Here is a 17832-nt window from a genome sequence, read left to right as displayed (position 1 = left end):
GCCCAGTATCGCGACGAACACGGCATTAGTCGGTGATTTCCGCTTTACGTGCACATGACTCATCCGTAAGGGTCGTCGGCGGGGGCCCGACCAGCCCCCTCGGCGCCCGACGGAGCCTTTGAACGCCGCCTCCCGAACGAAGGAACCCTCACCAGTGCGCAGAGCACACATACGCACCCTGGCGATCGCCGTCGCCGTGACGACGGCCGCCACGGGTCTGACCGGCACGGCCCTCGCGGGGGAGGACCGGGCCCCGGCCACCACGGCCGTCGCACAGAGCACCGACATCGTGCGGGCCGCCCGCGCCGCCGCGTTCGCGCACGGCGCCGCGACCGGCGTCGGCCGCGGCGACGCGCTCCAGGCGCAGGACGTCCTGATCGACCCCGAGGGCGCGCGCCACGTCCGCTTCCAGCGGACCCACCGGGGCATGCCCGTCCTCGGCGGCGACCTCGTCGTCCACCTCACCGCCCGGCTCACCTACGCGGGTGTCACCCGCGCCGCCGGCCACACCGTCGCCCCCGCCCGCGCCGAGGCCGCGCTGACGGCACGCCAGGCCGAGGCGAAGGCCGCCGCCGTGGCACAGGGCGACGCGCGCGACGCCGAACTCGTCGTCGACGCCCGCCGCGGCGCCTCGGCCCTCGCCTACCGCATCCAGGTCACCGACAGCGCCACCGCCGAGGGCGGCGGCTCCCGTACGGTCGTCGTGGACGCCCGCACCGGCACCGTGCGCAGCAACCTCCCCGACAGCGACGAGTTCCTGTCGCCCACCCTGGTGGACGAGCTGCGCGAGCGCGGCGAGAGCCTCGACCCGGCCACGCACAACGCCCCGGTCCCCAGCGGCCTCATGGGCTCGTCCGCCGCCGCGGCCGCCGCCCGCTACCCGGCCACCGCCAAGGGCACCGGCAGCTCCCTGTTCGCCGGCAAGGTCCCCCTGACCACCACCCGCACCGGGCGCAGCAGCTACCTGCTCAAGGACCCCACCCGCTGGGGCACCGAGACCCGCGACGCGAAGAACCTGGAGCTGGAGAACTTCTCCCGCGGCAAGAAGTTCACCACCACGAACAACAAGTGGGGCAACGGCGCCGTCTCCCACCGCGCCAGCGCCGCCGTCGACGCCCAGTACGGCATCACCAAGACGCTCGACTTCTACAAGAAGAGCTTCGGCCGCAAGGGCATCGCGAACAACGGCAAGGGCGCCCGCGCCATGGTCCACTTCGGCAAGAAGGTGGACAACGCCTTCTGGGACCCGGCGTGCGGCTGCATGCTCTACGGCGACGGCGACGGCCGGACCATCAAGAAGCCGCTGGTCGTCCTGGACGTCACCGGCCACGAGCTGACCCACGGCATCGTGGACGCCACCGCCCGCCTGGAGCCGACCTACGTCGACGACGAGGGCAACCAGTACGGCGAGCCCGGCTCCCTCAACGAGTCCCTCGCCGACATCTTCGGCTCCGCCGTCGAGTTCAGCGCGAACAACCCCAAGAACCCGCCGAACTACCTGATCGGCGAGAAGCTGGGCCTGCGGCAGAAGTTCCTGCGCCGCCTCGACAAGCCGTCCCTCGACGTCCTCGAAGGCGCCATCGACTACTGGTCGCCGCGCACGGACGACGCCGAGGTGCACGCCGGCTCCGGCGTCTCCTCGCACGCCTACTACCTGCTCGCCGAGGGCAGCGGCCGCAAGAAGATCGGCAGCGTCACCTACGACTCGCCCACCTACACCGGGGCGCCCGTCAAGGGCATCGGCCGCACCAAGGCCACCGCGATCTTCTACCGCGCCCTGACCCGCTACATGGTCTCCTCGACCGGCTTCCACGACGCGCGCGTCGCGACGCTGAAGGCCGCCCGGGACCTGTACGGCCAGAACAGCACGGAGTTCACGACGGTCAACAAGGCATGGGCCGCCGTCAACGTCACCTCCGCGAACGTACCGCCCCGGCGCTGACGGCCCCCGGCCCCGGGCGACCGGCACCACCGGCCGCCCGGGGCCGGGCCGTCACCCGGTCCTCGGTTCCTCGCCCGCCCCGGCCAGCAGCCCCTCCCGGTAGGCGATCGCCACCGCCTCCGTCCGGCTCGCCGCGCTCAGCTTGCCGAGGATGTTGGAGACATGGACGCTCGCCGTCTTCCCGCTGATGAACAGCTCCTCGCCGATCTGCCGGTTGCTGCGCCCCAGCGCCAGCAGCCGCAGCACGTCCCGCTCCCGCGCGGTGAGCGCCACCGCCCGGTCCCCGGCGGCCGCCGCCGGGGCGTCCCCGAGCCGGCCCCGCCGGATCAGCGCGTCCACGCTCTCCCGCAGCGGAACGGCCCCCAGCCGCACCGCCGTCTCCCGGGCCGCGCGCGCCTCGGCCGCCGCCTCCTCGCGGCGCCCCGCCGCGAGCAGCGCCTCCGCGAACCGCGCCCGGCAGCGCGCCAGTTCGTACACGTCCCCGAAGCCGAACGCGCTCACCGCCCGCTCCCACGCCACCGGGTCCGGGCCCGTCGCGGCCCGGACCGCCTCCGCCTCGGCCCGCGCCAGCCACGCCCGGCCCTCCGGCCCCTGCGGCGGCCCGCTCCCACCGCGCAGCGCCACCTTCCGCGCCGTCTCCAGCAGGTCGCCCGCCACCTCCGACCACCGGCGCACGGCCGCGTCGTCACCGCCGGCCCGGGCCGTGACCGCGGCGTCGGCGACCCCCGCCAGGGCGAGCCCGGCCAGCCGGACGGTGACGTCCGGGGGCGTGCCCGCGTCGTCGGTGAGGACCTCGACGAAGGACCGGAACCGGGCCACCGCCTCCTCGGCGTCACCGCGCCCCGCCGCCTCGTCCGTCAGCACGATCGACGCCACCAGCGTCGCCATCCAGTCGAAGCGGCCCGACGTCAGCGCCCGCGCCCGCTCCACCGCCTCCTCGGCCGCACCGCGCGCCAGCGTCACGTACAGCGCGGGACCCACCCGATACCCGGCCGCGGCGGGCAGCACGGCCAGATCGGCGACGGCCGTCCGCGCGCACTCGTCCCAGTGGCCCAGCGTGTACAGCAGCACCAGATGCAGATAGCGCATCTCCAGCGGATACGGCGACGACAGCAGCCCCGCGCGGCGCGCCCGGTCCAGGCCCTCGCTCAGCCAGGGCAGGCACTCCTCCAGCTCCCCGGCCTCGTAGCAGCCGATCGCCAGCGAGAACAGCGCCCGCATCTCCACCGGCGCGTTGCCCGCCCCACGGGCCAGCTCCCGGGCCTCCTTCAGCCGCTCCCTGGCCTCGGGGGACCGGCGGCCCTCGCCCTCCATGTTGGCCAGCGAGATCAGCAGATCCGCCCGCGCGTCCGCCAGGTTCAGCCGTTCGGCCATGACCAGGGCCCGCCGGGCGACGCTCAGCGCGGTCGCGTTGTCACCGACCTGACGGGCCGCCAGGACATGCGTGGCCGCCGCCCACACCCAGGTCGGCGACGGCGGCTCGGCGGGGATCAGCGCCAGCGCCTCACTGCTGTAGGAGAACGCCGAGGTCAGGTTGTCGACGTTCATCAGGGTGCCGGCCAGGGTGTAGCGCACCCGGGCCGCGAGTTCGGAGTCGGCGTCCTGGCCTATGCCGGCCAGCGCGGCCCGGGTCAGCGAGACTGCCCGGTGCGCCTCACCGGCGTGCGCGGCGGCCGCCGAGGCCCGCAGGATCAGCGTGACCCGGTCACAGCCCTCGCCCGACGGGCGGGCCGCCGGGTCGACCGCCGCCCACAGATCGAGGGCCGCCTCCAGATGCCGCAGCTCCTCGGCGGGCGCCCGCAGCCGCTGCGCGTGGTCGGCGGCCTCCAGGGAGGCGGCGAGGGCCTCCGCCGTGTCATGGCTCTCGCGGTAGTGGTGGGCGCGCTCCGCGGCGGTCTCCGGACGCCGGCCGCGCTCCGCGAGGAGGCGGGCGAACGTGCCGTGCAGCCGCGAGCGTTCACCCGGGAGGAGATCCGCGTACACCGCCTCCCGCGCCAGCGCGTGCCGGAACGCGTACGTGCCCCCGTCGCCCGCGACGAGCAGTTGGCGGCCGACCGCCTCGCGCAGCACCGCCTCCAGCTCCGCCTCGGGCAGGTCCGTGGCGTCCCGCAGCAGGTCGTGCTCCACCCGCCGCCCGGCGACGGCGGCCGTGCGCAGCACCCGCTGGGCGGTCTCGGAGAGCTGCTCGACCCGGATCAGCAGGACGTCGGCCAGCCCGCTCGGCACCCCGCACGCCTCCGCGTCCGTCGCGGCGACCAGCTCCTCCGCGTAGAAGGCGTTGCCCTCGGCGCGCTCCACGATCCGGCGCACCGTGGCCTCCGGCAGCGGCCGGTCCTCCAGGGAACGCACCAGCCGGGTCACGTCCGCGTCCGGCAGGGGCCGCAGGTCCAGCCGGTCCACGGCCGGCAGCCGCACCAGCTCGGCGAGGAGCGGGCGCAGCGGATGACGGCGGTGCAGATCGTCCGCGCGGTAGGAGGCGACCACGGCGAGACGGCGGGCGGGGGAGCCGCCCGCGGGGCGTTGCAGCAGGCCCCGGCTGAGCAGGAAACGCAGCAGGTCCCGCGACGACTGGTCGGCCCAGTGCAGATCCTCCAGGACCAGCAGCAGCGGCGCGACGTCCGACAGGTCGGCGAGCAGCCCCGCCATCCCCTCGAACAGCGTCAGCCGGCCGTCCCCGCCGCCGGCCCGCGGGCCGGGGCCCGGGTCCTCGCCCGCCGGGTCCGGGCCCGCGTCCAGCAGCCGGTCGGCCACGGGATGCCCGGCGACGACCTTCGCGAACCGCTCGTCGGCGGCGAGCGCGCCCAGGATCTCCGTGAACGGCAGATACGGCAGGCCCACGTCACCGAGGTCGACGCAGTGCCCCGTGAGCACCGTCATGCCCAGCCGGGCGCCGCGCGCCGCGACCTCGTCCAGCACACGGGTCTTGCCCACGCCCGCGTCCCCGGCGAGGAGCACCGCGCGCGCCTCTCCGTCCCGGGCGCGCTCCAGCACACCGGAGAGCCGGGTGACTTCCTCTTCCCGGCCGACGAACGGGCCGGCGAACACAGTCTGCGACACCCCTCCATCCTGGCACGCGTGTCCGACAACGCGGCCCGCGACCAGGGCGGAAGCGCCCGTACACGATCATGTGACGTGCAGGATCACATGACGCGCGGGTTCACTCGTCGCGCCGGCTCACTGGTGCAGGGCGCGCGCCCAGTCCGCCGGGACCCGTCCCGCCGGTCCGGGGGCCGGCTGGTTCGCCGGATGGTGGGCCGGAGGCGTCAGTTCGGGGCCCGTCTCGTACAACTCGTCCCGGGAGTAGTCCCAGAACCACTCCTCGCCGGGCTCGAAACTGCGCACGACGGGATGGCCGGTGGCCTTGTAGTGGGCGGTGGCGTGCTGGGCGGGGGAGGAGTCGCAGCAGCCGACATGGCCGCAGCTCGCGCACCGCCGCAGATGGAACCACCAGCCGCCCGCCGCGTCGCACTCGACGCAGCCGGCGCCGCTGGGCGGGACGTTCGGGTCGATCGCGTCGACGTCGGTCATACCGTCTCCTCTGCGGGATCGGAGGGTGCTTCGGAGGATGGATCGTCGGTGTCGGTCTCCGCGTCGGGTTCGGGCGCGGTCAGGGGCAGCAGGACCTGGAAGCGGGTGTCGCCCGGCACCGACTCGACGTGCAGGCCGCCGTGGTGCTTGTTCACGACGATCCGCCAGGAGATGTCCAGGCCCAGACCGGTGCCCTCGCCCACCGGTTTGGTGGTGAAGAACGGGTCGAAGATCCGGCCGCGCACCTCCGGCGGCACCCCGGGCCCCGTGTCCCGGAACTCCACCAGCAGCCGATCGCCCTCCCGCGCCGTCCGCACGGTCAACGTGCCTTCGCCTCCGGCGCTGTTGATGGCGAACACGGCGTTGTCGACGAGGTTCGTCCACACCTGGTTCAGCTCCGCCGGGTACGCCGGCACCTCCGGGAGCGTCCGGTCGTAGTCCTTCACGACCTCGATGCGCCGCCCGATCTTCCCGGAGAGCATCAGCAGGGTGCTGTCGAGGAGTTCATGGACGTCCACGACCCGGAAGGGGGCGCGGTCGAGCTGCGAGTACTGCTTCGCCGCGTCCACCAGCCGGGAGATGCGGTTGGTGGAGTCGTCGATCTCGTCCATCAACAGCTCGGTCTCGACGGTGTAGTTGAGCCATCCGATCGCGCCCGGCAGCATGTCCGTGTCTGTCGCGGCCACCGTGTCCGCGACCTGCTCCAGCCAGTCCACGTCGAGCCCCGCCTGCACGAAGGTCGGGGCGATCCGCCAGCCCTCCTGGATGCCGTGGTCGTCCAGCCAGTCGCCGAGCGCGTCCTCCCGGTCGGAGGCTTCCAGCGGGCTCAACACCTGGGCCTTGGCGACGAGTTCGGCGGTGCGCTCCTGGATCTCGATGAGCCGGGTGAGCGCCTGCGGGTCGTAGCCGCCCCCGGCGATCACGGAGAGCTTGTGCCGCATCTTGGCCACCCGCTCGCGCAGCGTGGCCGTCGCCCGCACGGCCGCCGCAGCCGGGTTGTTCAGCTCGTGCGTGAGCCCCGCCGACAACGAGCCCAGGGCGAGCAGCCGTTCACGCTGACCGATCGCCCGCTGGGTGTTCTTGGAGCCGAAGAACAGCCCCTCCAGCAGATGCGCGGCCATCGGGAACCACTCCCGCATGACCGCCGCGAACGACTCGGCGGGCAGCACGAAGAACCGCGTCGGCTCCGTCACCCGCATCGAGTTGGTGTAGAGCTGCGGCACCCGGTCCCCGAGGTACGCCTGCATCGCGCCCGCGTACACCCCGCGCTGGGAGGTCCTGCTGACCTCGACGTCGTCCCCGCCGACCCGCCGGTACAGCACGACCGTGCCCTCCAGCATCACGTAGAAGCAGGTGGCCGGCTCGCCCTCGGTGTACACCGGGCCGGGCTCGAACGCCTCCACGCCGCCCTCGCCGCACAACCGTCCGAGCTGCTCGGGGGTGAGCTTCTCGAACAGGAACAGCGAGCTGATCTCCGCCGGGCTGCACGGCATCGCCCGCCCGCTCACGACTGCTCCAGATACCGGTGGACGAGCATCACGGCCATCGCTCCCTCTCCTACGGCGGACGCGACCCGCTTCGCGGACTCGGCGCGCGCGTCGCCCGCCACGAACACGCCCGGCACACTGGTCTCCAGGTGGTACGGCGGCCGGTCCAGCTCCCAGTCGCCCGGCGGCCGCCCCTCCGGGGTCAGATCGGGCCCGGCCAGGATGAAACCGCGCCCGTCGCGCAGCACGGTCCCGTCCAGCCAGTCGGTCAGCGGGGCCGCGCCGATGAACACGAACATCCACTGCGCGTCGACCCGTTCGGTCTCCCCGGTCGTCACGTCCCGCAGGGTCAGATGCTCCAAGTGCCCGTCGCCATGGGCCGACTCCACGACCGTGCGGGCCCGTACGAAGATGTTGGACGACTCCTCGATCTGCTGGATCAGGTAGTACGACATGGATGCCGCCAGCGACTCCCCGCGCACCAGCAGGGTCACCGACTTGGCGCCGCGCGCCAGGTACATGGCCGCCTGTCCGGCCGAGTTGGCGCCGCCCACGATGTACACGTCGTGCCCGGTGCAGGCGGGCGCCTCGGTGAGCGCCGAGCCGTAGTACACCCCGCAGCCGGTCAGGTCGTCGCAGCCGGGCGCGGTGAGCTGCCGGTAGGACACGCCCGTCGCGAGGATCACGCTGTGCGCGGCCACCGCGGAGCCGTCCGAGAACCGTACGACCCGCGCGGAGCCGTTGATCTCCAGTCCGGTCACCTCGCGCGCGGTGAGGATCTCCGCGCCGAACTTGGCCGCCTGACGGCGGGCCCGCTCGGTGAGCTGGGCGCCGGACACACCGTCGGGGAAGCCGAGGTAGTTCTCGATGCGGGAGCTCTGCCCGGCCTGTCCGCCGGTCGCCGACCGCTCCACCAGCACCGTGCGCAGCCCCTCGGACGCCCCGTACACCGCGGCGCCGAGCCCGGCGGGGCCGCCGCCGATGACCACCAGGTCGTAGAACTCCGCCGTCGGCGTCGTCGCGAGGCCGACCTTCGCGGCCAGCTCGGGCGGCTCCGGCGCGACGAGCGGGGTGCCGTCCGCGGTGATCACCAGGGGCAGCCTCCGCTCGTCCTGCCCGGCCGCGGCCAGCAGCCGCTGTCCCTCGGGCTCGTCGGCGGAGTACCAGCGGTACGGCACCTGGTTGCGGGCCAGGAACTCGCGCACCTCCGACGAGCGTGCCGACCAGCGGTGCCCGACGACCTTCGTGGCCGGCACCGGACGGTGATCGCTGGCCCGCCATGCCTCCAGCAGGTCGTCCAGGACCGGGTAGAGCTTCTCCTCGGGCGGGTCCCAGGGCTTGAGCAGATAGTGGTCCACGTCGACGACGTTGATCGCGTCGATCGCCGCGTCCGTGTCCGCGTAGGCGGTCAGCAGTACACGCCGGGCGCCGGGATAGACGTCGAGGGCCTGCTCCAGGAACTCGATGCCGTTCATCTGCGGCATCCGGTAGTCGGCCAGGATCACGGCCACCGGATCCCCGCGCAGCTTCAGCTCGCGCAGCGCCTCCAGCGCGGACTCCCCGGACTCGGCCCGCACGATCCGGTACGAGCCGCCGTAGCGTCGCCGCAGGTCACGGGCGACGGCACGGGAGACCCCCGGGTCGTCGTCCACGGTGAGGATGACACTCACGGATGCTTGGGGACCACCAGCCATACAAGAACCGTACGGGGCGGGCGGAGCCATGGCCACGGCTGGCCGTACCGGGGTCCGTTCCCCGGCTCACGCGGGCAGCCACCCGGGCCACCACGGCGGGACGTTGTCCGGGGGACAGTCGCCGTTGGTGTCGTTGCCCACGCCGAGCGGGGTCCCCAGCCAGGCGAAGTGCACCAGCGTCAGCGCGATCAACGTGGTCAGGAGGACCGCGGACGGTATCAGCACCCGCACGTACCGGCGCTCGCCGTGCCGCAGCGCGGCCGCCGGCAGCGCCCACGCGATCAGGCCCGCGAAGGCCCCCGCGAGGACCGTCAGCGGTGCCTGCCAGGTCCACAGGTCGAACAGGCTCGGGTGTTCCCGCGCGATGACCGCGCAGGTCCGGCGTGCCGCGCGGGACAGCCGGTGGGCGCCGTAGCCCGCCAGCGCCCCGGCGAGCAGTGTCGAGCAGCCTGCCGCCCAGGGCGGGTCGGTCCGTCGTTCCATGTCAGGGCCAGACGCACCGCGCCGCCGCGAGGTTCCCCGCCCGGCCGGTCAGGCCGGGCGGCGGCCGGACAGCACGCAGAACTCGTTGCCCTCCGGGTCGGCCAGCACGACCCAGCTCTGCTCGCCCTGCCCGACGTCCGTGCGGCGGGCGCCCAGGGACAGCAGCCGGGCCACCTCGGCGGCCTGGTCCTCGGGGCGGAAGTCCAGGTGGAGACGGTTCTTGACCTGCTTGCCCTCCGGGACCGGGGTGAAGAGCAGGCCGGGGAGACGGTCCCGGGCCGGCCGGATCTCGTACTCGTCGGGCGCGTCGTTCACCACGACCCAGCCCAGCGCGGCCGCCCACCAGCGGCCCAGCGCCACCGGGTCGGCCGCGTCCACGACCACTTGTTCCCATACCAACGCCATACCGTTCAGCGTAGTGGTGAAGACTGGGCCGGGTACGAAGTGATCACGACAAGTGGAGGCAGCGAGATGACGGGCCCGATCACGGCAGGGGTCGACGGGACGGACGAGAGCCTCGCCGCGCTCGCCTGGGCGGCCAGGGAGGCCGTCCGGCGGGATCTGGCGCTGCGGGTGGTGCACGCCTGGCGGTTCCAGCCGGACACGGCGCCGGAGGTGGCGGACCGGGAGGCGCAGGAACGCTGGGTGCGGGAGGCGGCGGAGCGGGCCGTCGCGACGGTCACCGAGCGGCACCCCGGACTCACGGTGACCACCGACGTCCTGGAGGGCCGGCCCGTCGAGACGCTGGTCGAGGCCGCGGCCGGCGCTGACACGCTGGTCCTCGGCTCGCGCGGCCACGGCTCGGTCGTCGGGTTCCTGCTCGGTTCCGTGGGACAGCAGGTGCTCGCCGAGGCGACCTGCCCGGTCGTGCTGGTACGGGCGGGCGACAAGGCGTCCTCGGAGGTCGCCGGGCACGAGATCGTCGTCGGCCAGCAGGGCGACCCCGAGGACAGCGCGGCCACCCTGCGGTTCGCCTTCGAGACGGCCGCCGCGCGCGGCGCGACCGTGCGCGCGGTCCGCGCCTGGACGCTGCCGCCGGTCTTCGCCTACAGCCCCGCCTCGCTGAAGCTCCTCGACGACGCGGGCGGCCTGGAGCCGTACGAGAAGAAGGCGCTCGCCGACGCCCTGCGGCCCTGGCGGGAGCGGTTCCCGGACGTGCACGTGGTGGAGCACGTCGAGATGGGCAGCGCCGGACAGGTGCTGCTGTCGGTCTCCGGGCGGGCCCAGCTCATGGTGGTGGGCCGCCGCGCCCACCGGACCGCGGTGGGCGCCCGGATCGGCTCCGTGGCGCACGGCGTCCTGCACCACGCGGACTGCCCCGTGGCCGTCGTCCCGCACGACTGACGGCCGCGTATCCGCTCACTCGGGCACGGTGGGCTCCAGCGTCTCCCGTGCCCGGGGCAGGATGTTGACGATGTAGTCGTCGACGACGGTGTCGAGGTCGATGTCGTGCTGCGCGCGCTCCGACAGGTACCAGCGGTGCTCCAGCAGCTCGTGGTAGATCTCCGCCGCGTCCATCGAGCCGCGCAGCTCGAACGGCACCGAGCGCACGGTGGGCCGGAACACGTCCCGCACCCAGCGGTGCGCGAGCACCTCGGGGCGGGCGGCGAGCGGATCGCCCGGCTCGTAGTCGTCCTGGGTCGCCATCCAGCTCTCCAGGTCGTTCAGCAGCCGTCTGGCCTGGTTCTCCTCGGTGTCCAGACCGGTCAGCCGCAGCAACTGGCGCTGATGGTGGCCCGCGTCGACCACCTTCGGCACGAAGGTCACCGTGTCGCCGTTGGAGGAGTGCTCGATCTGCATCTCGGCGACGTCGAAACCGAGGTCGTTGAGCCGCCGGATACGGCGGTCGATGTAGTGGTACTTGCCCGCCGGGTACACCGAGGTGCGGGTCAGCTCCTGCCACAGCGCGCCGTACCGGGCGCAGATCTCCGTGCCGAACTCGACGGGGTCCACCGAGGGGTGCAGCGCCCCGGACGCCTCCAGGTCGAGCAGCTCGCCGCTGATGTTCACCCGGGCCAGATCGAGGTCGTAGTCGCGCTGGCCGGGGCTGAGCTGCGGGTGCAGGTCGCCGGTCTCGGCGTCCACGAGGTAGGCGGCGTAGGCGCCCGCGTCCCGCCGGAAGAGCGTGTTGGACAGCGAGCAGTCGCCCCACGCGAACCCGGCGAGGTGCAGCCGCACCAGCAGCACGGCGAGGGCGTCCATCAGCCGGTGCATGGTCGCGGGACGCACGGTCGTCTCGAACATCGAGCGGTACGGCATCGAACCGCCGAGATGCCGGGTGACGAGCACCGGCTCCAGCGGATGACCGGTGCCGTCGGTACGGCCGGTGACCACCGCGAGGGGGTCCACGGCCGGGATGCCGAGCCGGTCCAGATCGCGCAGCAGCTCGTACTCGCGCAGGGCGGGGCGCTGCGCCAGCTCCTTGACGGCGATCACCTCGTCGCCGGCCCGCGCGTAGCGCACCACATGGCGCGAGATGCCGCGCGGCAGCGGGACGAGGACCTCCTCGGGCCACTCCTCCAGGGGCAGGTGCCAGGGCAGCTCCAGCAGGAGTGCCGGGTGCTCCGGGTTCGTGGCGCTGATCTGCAAAGCCATGGCCCGAACATTACGGCCTGCGGGAGTTCCGGCTCAGCGGGCGTTCGGGGGCCGAGACGCCCGCTCCCGGGCCAGCTCGGCCGCCGCGCGCACCGAGCCGTGGTGCACGGGACCGTGGCCGGGCAGCAGGGTGTCCGCGTCCAGTGCGGCGAGCACCCCGAGCGAGGCGACCGCCCGGGCGCGCTCGTGGTGGAACATGTCCGGCAGCAGTTGCGGCCCCTGGACCCGGGAGGTGGCGTGACCGCTCGCCAGGGCGTCGCCGGAGACGACGATCCCGGCGTCCGGGAGGTGGAACGCCGCGTGCCCGTCGGTGTGGCCCGGCGTGTGCACCGGGACCGGACGGCCGGGCAGGTCCAGCGGCCCGTCGGCCACCGGGAACGCCTCGGGCGCCGCGACCGGATGCTGTTCGGTCCCGCCGGCCCGCAGTACGTGCACCGCCCACGGCAGCACACCGGGCCGCCAGGCGTTGCGCAGCACCTCGGGCGTGGACACCTGCTGGAGGAAGTCCCGCCGGGCGTGCGGCACTTCGGCCTCGTGGAGATAGACCGGGGTGCCGTAGGTCGTCCGCAGATGCTCGGCGGAGCCCAGATGGTCGTTGTGCGCGTGGGTGATGAGCACGGCGGTGATCGCCTCCGGCGCGGCGCCCACCGCGGCGAGGGACTCCAGGACCAGCCGCCGGTCCTTGGGATAGCCGGTGTCGATCAGGGTGACCGCGTCCCCGTCGGTGAGGATCACCCAGTTGGTGTGGGAGCCGTGCACCAGATAGATGCCGTCCGCGACGTGCCGTACATCCGCGCCCATGAGGTCGTCCCGTGTGGTGAGGTGGCCGTCCGACCGGCACAGCAAAGCAGATCGGGCGGCCGGCGCCGGAGGCGGGGCCGCGCCCTGGCCGAAGAGACACCGGCGTATCGCCGCACGCCGGACGTTCAGCGCACCCCGTGCGGCCGGAACTGGACGCTGATGCGCGGCCCGGCGGCGCGCGCCGACTTCGGCACGCAGTGCTCCCAGGTGCGCTGGCAGGATCCGCCCATCACGATCAGGTCGCCGTGCCCCAGCGGGCGCCGGACCGCCTCGCCGCCACCCGCGGGGCGCAGCAGCAGATCGCGGGGCGTGCCGACGGAGAGGATGGCGACCATGGTGTCCTCGCGGGCGCCCCGCCCGGACCGGTCGCCGTGCCAGGCCACGCTGTCCCGCCCGTCGCGGTAGTGGCACAGCCCGGCGGTGACGAACGGCTCGCCCAGCTCGTCGGCGTAGTGCGCGGACAGGGCCGCGCGGGCCTCCTCCAGCACCGGGTGGGGCAGCGGCCGGTCCGGCCCGTAGAACGCGAGCAGCCGGGGGACGTCCACCACGCTGTCGTACATCTCCCGGCGCTCCGCCCGCCAGGGGACCTCGGCGGCCAGGTGCTCGAACAGCGCGTCCGAGCCGCTCAGCCAGCCCGGCAGCACGTCGATCCAGGCGCCGGCGCCGAGCGTGGTCCGGCGCAGCCCGTCGAGGGGGCCGAGGCGCAGGTCGTCGGCCTGGTCGAAGAGGGAGCCCTGGAGGTGGTGCGCGGTCATGGGTCCAGCGTAACGCCGTATTCGAAAATGTGTTCGCTTATCGTGCCCGCCTCTTTCGATACACCGGTGTATCCGATACATTCGCGTATCGAACGGAGGTCCGACCATGGCCGCACCGCGGACGACGGGACCGCGCGTCACCCGGCGCCGCGTGCGCACCCGGGCCAATCTGCTCGACGCCGCCTTCGCCGTGTTCGCCGCCAAGGGCTTCGGGCGGGTCTCCATCGAGGAGGTCTGCGAGGCCGCCGGCTACAGCCGGGGCGCCTTCTACTCCAACTTCGCCAGCCTGGACGAACTGTTCTTCGCGCTCTACCGCGAGCGCGCCGACCTGATCGCCCGGCAGGTCGCCGACGCCCTCGCCGGGGACGGCCCCGACCTCGACGTACCGGCCTCCGTGGACCGGGTCACCGAGGTGCTCCTGCTCGACCTCGACTGGCTGCTGGTGAAGACCGACTTCCTGGTGCACGCGGCCCGCGATCCGGCCGTCGCCGCGACCCTGCTCGACCACCGGGCCCGGCTGCGCGGCGCGATCGCCGACCGGCTCGCCCGGGCCCGCGGCCACACCGCCCTGCCCGCCGTGCTCGGCGACACCGACTCCGCCGCCCACGCCGTGGTCGCCGCCTACGACGGTGTCACCACCCAGCTCCTGCTCGACAAGGACGTGGCCCGTGCCCGCGCCTGGCTCAAGCAACTCCTCACCGCGCTGCTGACGGACGGCAGCGCCCACCCCGAATGAGAAAGGCAACGGTCGCCATGGACGCGGACGTCATCGTCGTCGGAGCGGGCCTCGCGGGCCTCGTCGCGGCGCACGAACTCACCAGCAGGGGCCGGCGGGTCGCCCTGGTCGACCAGGAGAACGCCGCCAACCTCGGCGGCCAGGCGTTCTGGTCCTTCGGCGGGCTCTTCCTCGTCGACTCCCCGGAACAGCGCCGGCTCGGCATCAAGGACTCCCTCGACCTCGCCTGGAACGACTGGCAGGGCAGCGCTGCCTTCGACCGCACGGACGACGAGGACTCCTGGGCGGTGCGCTGGGCCCGCGCCTACGTCGAGTGGGCGGCGGGGGAGAAGCGGGAGTGGCTCACCGGGCACGGCATCTCCTTCGTGCCCACCGTCGGCTGGGCCGAGCGCGGCGATCTGCGCGCCGACGGGCACGGCAACTCCGTCCCCCGCTTCCATGTCGCCTGGGGCACCGGCACCGGAGTCGTCGAGCCGTTCGTCCGCTACGCCAAACAGGCCGCGAAGGACGGGCTGCTGACCTTCCACCACCGCCACCGCGTCGACGCGCTGGTCCGGGACGGCGAGGCCGTGCGCGGGGTGCGCGGCACGGTCCTGGCCCCCGACGACTCCCCGCGCGGCGTCGCCTCCAACCGTGACGCGGTCGGCGCGTTCGAACTCACCGCCCGGGCCGTCGTCGTCACCAGCGGCGGCATCGGCGCCGACCACGAGATCGTGCGCCGCTACTGGCCCGAACGGCTCGGCACCCCGCCCGCCGAGATGGTCACCGGCGTCCCCGCCTACGTCGACGGCCGGATGCTCGACATCACCGCCGAGGCCGGCGTCCGCCTCGTCAACCGCGACCGCATGTGGCACTACACCGAGGGCATCCAGAACTGGGACCCCATCTGGCCGGGACACGGCATCCGCATCCTGCCGGGGCCGTCCTCGATGTGGTTCGACGCGCTCGGCCGCCGGCTGCCCGACCCCTGCCTGCCCGGCTACGACACCCTCGGCACGCTCCGCCATCTGCGCACCACCGAGGACATCGCGCCGTACGACCACTCCTGGTTCGTGCTCAGCCGGAAGATCGTGGAGAAGGAGTTCGCGCTCTCGGGCTCCGAGCAGAACCCCGACATCACCGCCAAGGACCGCAAGGCGGTGCTGCGCGACCGGATCCTCGGCAAGGGCGCCCCCGCGCCCGTCCAGGCGTTCCTGGACCACGGCGCCGACTTCGTCGTCGCGGACACCCTGGACCGGCTCGTCGAGAAGATGAACGCGCTCACCGAGAAGCCGCTGCTCGACGTGGAGGGGCTGCGCCGTCAGATCCGGGCCCGGGACCTCCAGATCGACAACGCGTACAGCAAGGACGCCCAGGTGCAGGGCATCCGCAACGCCCGCCGCTACATCGGCGACCGGCTCGGCCGGGTCGCCACCCCGCACCGGATCCTCGACCCGCAGGCGGGCCCGCTGATCGCCGTCAAGCTGCATGTCCTCACCCGCAAGACGCTCGGCGGCATCCAGACCGACCTGGACTCGCGCGCCCTCGGCGCCGACGGCAGCCCGGTCGAGGGCCTGTACGCGGCGGGCGAGGTCGCGGGCTTCGGCGGCGGCGGCGTCCACGGCTACAACGCCCTGGAGGGGACCTTCCTCGGCGGCTGCCTCTTCTCCGGCCGCGCCGCCGGACGGGCGGCGGCGGAGGAGACGGGCTGAGCCCTCAGGCGCTCAGCAGGCGCGCGAGCACGGACGCGTGGCTCTCCTCGGGGTGCTTCACCGCCGTCACCAGCGTCACCGCCCCGGAGCGGGCCGACTCCCTCAGGTGATCGAGGAGTCCGGCCGCCTCCGGGGCGGCCAGCTCCGCCTCGTAGCGGCGCGCGAACTCGTCGTAGGACCCCGCGTCCGAGTGGTACCAGTGGCGCAGTTCGGTCGACGGGGTGAGGGCCTTCGGCCACTCGTCGATGTGCGCCTCGGCCTTGGACACCCCCCGCGGCCACAGCCGGTCGACCAGCACCCGCACCCCGTCGGCGGACTCGGGCGGTTCATAGACGCGGCGCACACGGACACTCACGGACGGGCCTCTCCTCAGGGGGCGGACGCTGTCGACGCTAGGGCCTTTCTTTCGGATCTGGCCGGCTTTGAGCGACGGCGTGTCTCGGCGGGCCCGAGCGGGGTCTGGTGCGTGCAGCTGCAAGGCGGAGGAGGGCGGCAACGCGGAGCGTTGACAACCGACGACAACGCGGCAGATGTGCGTGCCAGGGCCCGCGACCCCCGGCAAGATCCGAAAGAGAGGCCCTCACCCCGGAACGGCGCAGTGTGCCGCGTGGCTTGACCTGAACGTGGGCGAACCCGCGGGCCTCGCTGCCTAGGGTGAGGTGATCCGATCACCGACCACCCCCCGCAAGGAGCACATGTGACGCACCCCCAGATCCGCAGACGCCCCGCCCTGCCCGGCCGCCGCGCCGTCGCCGTCACCGTGCCCGTCGTCGTCGCGGCCCTGCTCGCCATGGCCGGGCCCGCCACCGCGGCCGGGCCGGTGGGCGCGCCCGGCGTCGGCGACCCCTACTTCCCGCTCGCCGGCAACGGCGGCTACCACGTCTCGCACTACGACCTGACCCTGCGTTACGACCCGGACAGCGGGCACCTCGACGGCAAGGCCGTCCTCACCGCCCGCGCCACCCAGAAGCTGACCCGCTTCGACCTCGACCTCTCCGGCCTGAAGGTCACCGGCCTGACGGTCGACCGGGCCCGCGCCGCTTACCGGCGCGACGGCCAGGAACTCGTCGTCACACCCCGCCGCGCGCTGCGCAAGGGCCAGTCCTTCCGCGTCACCGTCACCTACCGCGGCACCCCGGCCCCGGTGACCGACCCCGACGGCTCCCTCGACGGCTGGATCCCCACCGACGACGGCGCCTTCGTGGCGGGCGAACCGCAGGGCGCCATGACCTGGTTCCCGGCCAACAACCACCCCCTGGACAAGTCCGCCTACGACTTCACGATCACCGTCCCCCAGGGCCGCACCGCCGTCGCCAACGGCGTCCTGCTCGGCCGCAGCACCAAGCACGGGAAGACCACCTTCCGCTGGCGCCAGTCCGAGCCGATGGCCGCCTACCTCGCCACCGCCACCGTGGGCCGCTTCCAGGTCAAGCAGTACAAGACCCGCAGCGGCATCCAGGTGTACGACGCCGTCGACCCGCGCGAGGCCGCGGCCGCCGCACCCGTGCTGAAGAAGCTGCCGTCCGTGCTGGAGTGGGAGAGCAAGCTGTTCGGGCCCTACCCGTTCCGCGCCGCCGGCTCCATCGTCGACCACGCCCCGAACGTCGGCTACGCCCTGGAGACCCAGACCCGGCCCGTCTACGACAGCGCGCCCGATCTGAGCACCCTGGTGCACGAGAGCGCCCACCAGTGGTTCGGCGACTCCGTCTCCCTCACCTCCTGGAAGGACATCTGGCTCAACGAGGGCTTCGCGACCTACGCCGAGTGGCTCTACGCCGAGCAGCACGGCGGCGACAGCGCCCAGAAGACCTTCGACGCCCTGTACGCCACCCCCGCCGACGACGAGCTGTGGGAGTTCCCGCCCGCCGACCCGGGCAGCGGCGCCAACATCTTCGGCACGCCCGTCTACGCCCGCGGCGCCATGGCCCTGCACGCCCTGCGCACCGCCGTCGGCGACCGTGTCTTCCTGCGCGTGCTGCGCGCCTGGGCGGACCGGCACCGGTACGGCCACGGCACCACCGCCCAGTTCCAGCGCCTCGCCGAGCGGGAGTCGGGCAAGAACCTGACCGCGCTGTTCCGGACCTGGCTGCACACGGACGGCAAGCCCGCCGCACCCTGAC

At 73.5% G+C, this 17832-nt stretch carries 15 protein-coding genes; 5 read left to right on the top strand and 10 right to left on the bottom strand.

Annotated features, from left to right (window positions below; genetic code table 11):
* The first annotated feature begins 154 nt into the window (after positions 1 to 154).
* The gene (locus G6W55_RS14910; protein ID WP_175521312.1) at positions 155 to 1942 is read left to right on the top strand and encodes a M4 family metallopeptidase; all 1788 of its coding nucleotides are present in this window, start codon (positions 155 to 157) and stop codon (positions 1940 to 1942) included.
* A gap of 51 nt (positions 1943 to 1993) precedes the next feature.
* Here G6W55_RS14910 and G6W55_RS14905 read toward each other — a convergent pair whose 3' ends face one another.
* From G6W55_RS14905 to G6W55_RS14880, 6 genes are all read right to left on the bottom strand, one after another.
* Entirely contained in the window at positions 1994 to 4999 is a 3006-nt protein-coding gene (locus tag G6W55_RS14905) for a helix-turn-helix transcriptional regulator (RefSeq protein ID WP_175521311.1), read from the bottom strand.
* Between the two features lie 117 nt (positions 5000 to 5116).
* On the bottom strand, positions 5117 to 5470 hold the full coding sequence (locus G6W55_RS14900; RefSeq protein WP_175521310.1) for a UBP-type zinc finger domain-containing protein: 354 nt from the start codon (positions 5468 to 5470) through the stop codon (positions 5117 to 5119).
* On the bottom strand, positions 5467 to 6963 hold the full coding sequence (locus G6W55_RS14895) for an ATP-binding protein (protein WP_175521425.1): 1497 nt from the start codon (positions 6961 to 6963) through the stop codon (positions 5467 to 5469). The genes G6W55_RS14900 and G6W55_RS14895 overlap by 4 nt, the downstream gene beginning before the upstream one ends.
* An 11-nt stretch (positions 6964 to 6974) precedes the next feature.
* The gene (locus tag G6W55_RS14890) at positions 6975 to 8651 is read right to left on the bottom strand and encodes an FAD-dependent oxidoreductase (protein WP_175521309.1); all 1677 of its coding nucleotides are present in this window, start codon (positions 8649 to 8651) and stop codon (positions 6975 to 6977) included.
* 66 nt (positions 8652 to 8717) lie between these two features.
* The gene (locus G6W55_RS14885; protein ID WP_175521308.1) at positions 8718 to 9134 is read right to left on the bottom strand and encodes a hypothetical protein; all 417 of its coding nucleotides are present in this window, start codon (positions 9132 to 9134) and stop codon (positions 8718 to 8720) included.
* Between the two features lie 48 nt (positions 9135 to 9182).
* The gene (locus tag G6W55_RS14880) at positions 9183 to 9539 is read right to left on the bottom strand and encodes a VOC family protein (protein WP_175521307.1); all 357 of its coding nucleotides are present in this window, start codon (positions 9537 to 9539) and stop codon (positions 9183 to 9185) included.
* A 66-nt stretch (positions 9540 to 9605) separates the two neighbouring features.
* Between G6W55_RS14880 and G6W55_RS14875 the strand changes: the two genes are divergently transcribed.
* On the top strand, positions 9606 to 10478 hold the full coding sequence (locus G6W55_RS14875; protein WP_175521306.1) for a universal stress protein: 873 nt from the start codon (positions 9606 to 9608) through the stop codon (positions 10476 to 10478).
* 15 nt (positions 10479 to 10493) lie between these two features.
* Here G6W55_RS14875 and G6W55_RS14870 read toward each other — a convergent pair whose 3' ends face one another.
* From G6W55_RS14870 to G6W55_RS14860, 3 genes are all read right to left on the bottom strand, one after another.
* Complete coding sequence (locus tag G6W55_RS14870; protein ID WP_175521305.1) at positions 10494 to 11729, bottom strand: DUF4032 domain-containing protein; 1236 nt, start codon at positions 11727 to 11729, stop codon at positions 10494 to 10496.
* 33 nt (positions 11730 to 11762) lie between these two features.
* Entirely contained in the window at positions 11763 to 12530 is a 768-nt protein-coding gene (locus G6W55_RS14865; protein WP_175521304.1) for an MBL fold metallo-hydrolase, read from the bottom strand.
* A gap of 125 nt (positions 12531 to 12655) precedes the next feature.
* The gene (locus G6W55_RS14860) at positions 12656 to 13285 is read right to left on the bottom strand and encodes an alpha-ketoglutarate-dependent dioxygenase AlkB (protein ID WP_175521303.1); all 630 of its coding nucleotides are present in this window, start codon (positions 13283 to 13285) and stop codon (positions 12656 to 12658) included.
* A gap of 106 nt (positions 13286 to 13391) precedes the next feature.
* Between G6W55_RS14860 and G6W55_RS14855 the strand changes: the two genes are divergently transcribed.
* Entirely contained in the window at positions 13392 to 14021 is a 630-nt protein-coding gene (locus G6W55_RS14855) for a TetR/AcrR family transcriptional regulator (RefSeq protein ID WP_175521302.1), read from the top strand.
* A 17-nt stretch (positions 14022 to 14038) separates the two neighbouring features.
* On the top strand, positions 14039 to 15712 hold the full coding sequence (locus G6W55_RS14850) for an FAD-binding dehydrogenase (RefSeq protein WP_175521424.1): 1674 nt from the start codon (positions 14039 to 14041) through the stop codon (positions 15710 to 15712).
* A 4-nt stretch (positions 15713 to 15716) separates the two neighbouring features.
* Here the strand turns inward: G6W55_RS14850 and G6W55_RS14845 are convergent, their stop codons facing one another.
* Positions 15717 to 16067 (bottom strand): DUF488 domain-containing protein, encoded by a 351-nt coding sequence (locus G6W55_RS14845; protein WP_175521301.1) that lies wholly within the window; start codon positions 16065 to 16067, stop codon positions 15717 to 15719.
* Between the two features lie 435 nt (positions 16068 to 16502).
* Here G6W55_RS14845 and G6W55_RS14840 point away from each other — a divergent pair, with 435 nt between their 5' ends.
* Positions 16503 to 17831, top strand: a complete 1329-nt coding sequence (locus tag G6W55_RS14840) for a M1 family metallopeptidase (protein WP_254876265.1) — start codon at positions 16503 to 16505, stop codon at positions 17829 to 17831.
* Position 17832 lies beyond the last annotated feature (1 nt).

Origin of the sequence: Streptomyces sp. CAI-85, from assembly GCF_013363615.1 — a bacterium.
GTDB classification, from domain to species: domain Bacteria; phylum Actinomycetota; class Actinomycetes; order Streptomycetales; family Streptomycetaceae; genus Streptomyces; species Streptomyces antibioticus_B.
The sequence above is the reverse complement of the archived record's forward strand: the minus strand, read 5'-3'. Positions and strand labels throughout refer to the sequence as shown.